The sequence below is a fragment of the Streptomyces sp. UNOB3_S3 genome (assembly GCF_020740895.1).
Taxonomy (GTDB): Bacteria; Actinomycetota; Actinomycetes; order Streptomycetales; family Streptomycetaceae; genus Streptomyces.
The window spans coordinates 1-4,391 of sequence record NZ_JAILXP010000492.1 but is presented as its reverse complement, the minus strand read 5'-3'; the positions used below and the strand labels follow the sequence as shown (position 1 = coordinate 4,391).

3 protein-coding genes and 1 tRNA gene are annotated in these 4,391 nt (G+C 73.0%); 3 read left to right on the top strand and 1 reads right to left on the bottom strand.

From position 1 onward, the window contains the following. Window positions 1-550, top strand: a 550-nt coding sequence (locus tag K6I33_RS32390) for a bifunctional DNA primase/polymerase (RefSeq protein ID WP_374286405.1), incomplete at its 5' end; no start/stop codon positions are given. A 56-nt stretch (window positions 551-606) separates the two neighbouring features. Further along, window positions 607-680, top strand: a tRNA-Lys gene (locus tag K6I33_RS32385). Window positions 681-770: 90 nt separating this feature from the next. Here the strand turns inward: K6I33_RS32385 and K6I33_RS32380 are convergent. After that, complete coding sequence (locus K6I33_RS32380) at window positions 771-2,006, bottom strand: M6 family metalloprotease domain-containing protein (protein WP_229358152.1); 1,236 nt, start codon at window positions 2,004-2,006, stop codon at window positions 771-773. Window positions 2,007-2,574: 568 nt separating this feature from the next. Here K6I33_RS32380 and K6I33_RS32375 point away from each other — a divergent pair. Further along, on the top strand, window positions 2,575-4,317 hold the full coding sequence (locus K6I33_RS32375; protein WP_229358150.1) for a bifunctional diguanylate cyclase/phosphodiesterase: 1,743 nt from the start codon (window positions 2,575-2,577) through the stop codon (window positions 4,315-4,317). Window positions 4,318-4,391: the final 74 nt, after the last annotated feature.

Here is a 4,391-nt window from a genome sequence, read left to right as displayed (position 1 = left end):
CTCCCCCTCCTGGTCGCCGCCCGCCCACGCCCACGTCACCCTGGCCGGGGCCGACTGGCTCGCCTCCGCCGGCAGAGTGCCGCACGAGGTGCACGCCCGGTGGGCCGACGACCCCCTGGCCCCGGTCGCGCTCCCCTGCGGCACGGTGTTCGACGTGATCGACGCCCCGGCGCTCTTCGGCCGGCGGATACTGGCCCGGCTGTGGTCGCCCGGCGGGCCCGGCTCCGGCCCGGTGGCCGCCCAGCGCGGCAGGCTGCTGCTGTTCGCGGCGCCCGGCACGGCCCAGCGGCTGCCCGCGCTGCTGGCCTGGGAGGAGTGGGGCCGCCGGGACCGTACGGCTCCCCCGCTGCTCTGCTACGGCACGGGCGACGCCGTGACCGTCCCCCCGCTCTACCCGCCGCCCGAGGGGAGCGAGCCCACGCCGGCCGTCGCCCGCTGGCTGATCGCCCCGGAGGTGCGCCACCCCCGGCTGCCGGGCGCCGACGCCCTGCTCTGGGCCTGTGTACGAGCCGCCCGGGCGACTTCCTTACCCATCTCCACCGGGGGGTGAAACATACGGATTTTCTTTACACCGGATCGGGGTGCTAAAGTCTTCCACGTCAGCAGGCGCCGCTAGCTCAGTTGGTTAGAGCAGCTGACTCTTAATCAGCGGGTCCGGGGTTCGAGTCCCTGGCGGCGCACAGACGGCCGAAGGCCCCCACCTCAGGTGGGGGCCTTCGGCGTTCCGCTGCGATGTTCCGCTTCGGCTTCGTTCCACGACGCGTGGACGATCAGCGCCGGGTCACCCGGACCGTCCACGCCCCGGTCGTCATATGCCCGCGCGCCTCCACCCGCACCCCGTCCGCCTCCAGGGTCTCCCCCGCCCCCAGGGGCGCGTCCGCCAGCGGCGGGTAGACGGACTCGCCCCAGCAGGCGTGCCCGCCCGGATGCCCGTCCAGCACCTGGATGGGCCCGCCGCCCGAGGCGGTGTCGCTGCGCACCCGGTAGACGAGGACGCCCTCGGTGCAGGTGCCCGAGTCATTGCCGGTCGCGCTGCGCGCCTCGACGACGATGGCGCTGGTCACCCCAGTGCGGACCACCACCATCCGGGTGCGGGCGTCCTGGCCCGGACGCATGGGGGACTCCAGCGGCTGAACGCTGTGCACGGTGGTGCCCGGTCCGCTGACGCAGTCCACCTGGCGCGGAGCCAGCCAGCCCAGCTTCCACTTGTGCCAGCCGAAGGGCTCCGAGGCGAGCCCGAACTGGCTGCCCATGATGTCCCAGTCGCCCACATGGGTGTCCCAGTCGCCCTTGCCGTCGGTCGGCCGGTGGTAGAGGTCGGGCAGGTCGAGGACATGACCGGTCTCGTGCGCGAGAACGTTGCGGTCCGGTGGATGGTGCTCGAAGACCGTGACCACCCGGCGCAGCTCGGTGCCGTCGACCTGGATGGGCTCCTCAAGGTTGACGACCTTGGTCGCGTCGGAGTCCACACCGGGGGCGTCGGGGTCGGCGACCAGATAGACGAGGCTGTAGCGCCGGAAGTCGACCTCCTTGTCCACGACGGCGATGGCGTCCCGCAGGTAGGCGGAGCGCTGCTCCCCGTCCCAGTCGCGCTGTATGTGGTAGTCGCCCGAGGGCCGGGGCATCCGGAACCACTTCTTCAGCGGGTGGACGCGCAGGGTGAACCGCCCGTAGGAGGCGCGCTCGAAGAAGCGGGAGGTCCCGGGGAAGTGGTCGGCGGCGAGCCGGTCGGGGGTGACGAAGGGCTTGGAGTCCGGGAAGGAGAGGAAGACCATCACGGCGTCGAGCCGCCCGACGGGCCGGGGGTAGTCCTGATTCCAGGTGTCGAGGCCCTCCGAGTGGTGGGCCTGGCTGCGGGGCAGCGCACAGGGGCCGCCGGGGCCCACGGCGTGCGCCGGTGCGGCGACCACGGTCGTGGCGATCGCGCACAGGCAGGTGAGCACCGCGCCCACGCGGCGCAGCCGGGACCGCTCCGCGCGGCGCGGCCGCGACTGGTCCACTCCCATGGGTGTCAGCGGACGCACCACGTCGACCTCCGGGGACGGAATCGGGAGACCTCACCCACCCTCTTGTTATTTGCGGTGTTATGCCCCGTTTCACTACCCCAGTCGAGTGACTAAGCCGACTTCTGGGTACATCACACTCAGTCACGGACGGTCAATCGACTAGACGCAACCATCCAGCCTCAGGCGTGAGTGTGCGCGGACGCGCATGGACGGACAGAAACGGTCGGACCCAAGCCGACGGCTCCACCCCTCGCGGCCGGGCCGCTGGAACGGTCCCTGCGCGGGCTCTATGCTCGCCACACTTCCAGCACGGAATCCCCCTACAGGCGGCAATTTGCCGTCTTTTCCACCACGCGTACGAGACATACGACTCCCCGCACGGGCCCCGTGCGGAACCACTGTCACGCGGGAGCGAGCGTTGAGCGGAACACTCGACGGCCAGGGCGGTCCGCCCGACCCCACGCCGCCAGTCGTCACGCAACGTCATGCCATTTCGGATGGCGCTTCGAATGTTTCGGATGTCACGTCGAACGAATTCCGCGCCGCCTTCCGGGCCGCACGGCTCGGCATGGCCGTCGTCGGCCGCGACGGCCTCGTACGCACCGCCAACGACGCCCTGGGCGCGCTGCTGGGCACCGACCCGGACCTGCTGCGGGACTCCCCCGCCGCCGAACTCGCCGGACTGCGCGAGGACCCCCGCGCCTGGAGCGCCTATCGCGAGATCCTGCTCGGCCGCCGCGACCGGCTGCTCTGCACCCGCAGGCTCAGACGGCCCGGCGGCCGGGAGATGTGGGCCGAGGTGACGGTCACCTCGCTGCCGGAGACCCACGACACCCTGCTGTCGGTGGCCGACGTCACCGACCGGCGCGATCTGCGCGCCCGGCTGCGGCATCTGCGGATGCACGACCCGGTGACCGGGCTGCCCAACCGGAGCCTGTTCTTCGAACGCCTGGCCGCCGCGCTGGCGGCCGCCGCACGGCGTCCGGAGGCCACGCGCCGCCCGGACGCCACGCGCCGTCCGGGCGGGGTGCCCTGTCCGGACGGCGTGCCTCCCCCGGACGCCCTGCCGCACCCCGACGGCCGTCCCCGCAGCGGGCGGGTCGGGCTCTGCTATCTCGACCTCGACGGTTTCAAGGCCGTCAACGACACCCTCGGCCACCGGGCCGGGGACCTGCTGCTGGGCGCGGTCGCCCGGCGGCTGACGGAGTGCGCGGCCCCGGACGGGCATCTGGTGGCCCGGCTGGGCGGCGACGAGTTCGCGCTGCTGGTCGAGGAGTCCGCGGGCACGGAGCAGCTGGTCGCCCTCGCGGCGGCCGTCCAGGCGGCGCTCACCCGCCCGTTCGAGGTGGCGGGGCAGCGGCTGGCGGTGTCGGCGAGCATCGGCGTCGTCGAACGCCCCGCCGCGGGAACGCACGCGACCGAGCTGATGCAGGCCGCCGACACCACGCTGTACTGGGCCAAGGCCGACGGCAAGGCCCGCTGGACGCTCTTCGACCCCGAGCGCAACGCCCACCGGATGACCCGGCAGGCGCTGTCCAACACCCTGCGGCCGGCCGTGGAACGGGGGGAGTTCGTCCTCCAGTACCAGCCGCTGGTCGGGCTCGGCGACGGTGTCGTACGGGGTGTGGAGGCGCTGGTGCGCTGGCGGCACCCGCAGTACGGGACGCTCGCGCCGAATCGGTTCATCGGACTGGCCGAGGAGACCGGCGCCATCGTGCCGCTGGGCCGCTGGATCCTCGCGACCGCGTGCCGCCAGGGGCGCCGCTGGCAGCTCGACCACCCCGGCGAACCGCTCGTGGTCAGCGTCAATGTGGCGGTGCGTCAGGTGTGGGACTCCGACCTGGTCGCGGACGTCGCCGGGATCCTCGCCGAGACGGGGCTGCCGGCGCGGCTGCTCCAGCTGGAGCTCACCGAGTCGGCGGTGATGGGCTCGGCCGGCCGGCCGCTCCAGCAGCTCCAGGCCTTGCGCGACATGGGCGTCGCCATCGCCATCGACGACTTCGGCACCGGCTACTCCAACCTCGCCTACCTCAGCCGGCTGCCCGTCTCCACCCTCAAGCTCGACGGCTCCTTCGTCCACGGCTTCCGGGCCGAGGAGCACCCCAACCCCGCCGACGAGACGATCGTCGAGGCGCTGGTGCAACTGGCCCACCGTCTGGGGCTCACGGTGACGGCGGAGTGCGTGGAGAGCGCGGAGCAGGCGGAGCGGCTGGGGCGGATCGGCTGCGACACGGGCCAGGGGTGGTTCTACTCCCGGCCCGTGCCGGCCGACCGGATCTCGGCGCTCCTCAGCACGGGGGTGCGTCCGTAGCCCCTGGCTCCGGCTGCCGTGGGGCGGGGGCGGGGTGGGGCGGACGGGCCCTTACGGGGCTGAGCTCTTCGCGG

What these genes read in the sequence shown, in the direction of transcription:
- K6I33_RS32380 (WP_229358152.1), bottom strand. Translation starts at nt 2,006, where the DNA reads ATGGGAGTGGACCAGTCGCGGCCGCGCCGCGCGGAGCGGTCCCGGCTG.
- K6I33_RS32375 (WP_229358150.1), top strand. Translation starts at nt 2,575, where the DNA reads ATGGCCGTCGTCGGCCGCGACGGCCTCGTACGCACCGCCAACGACGCC.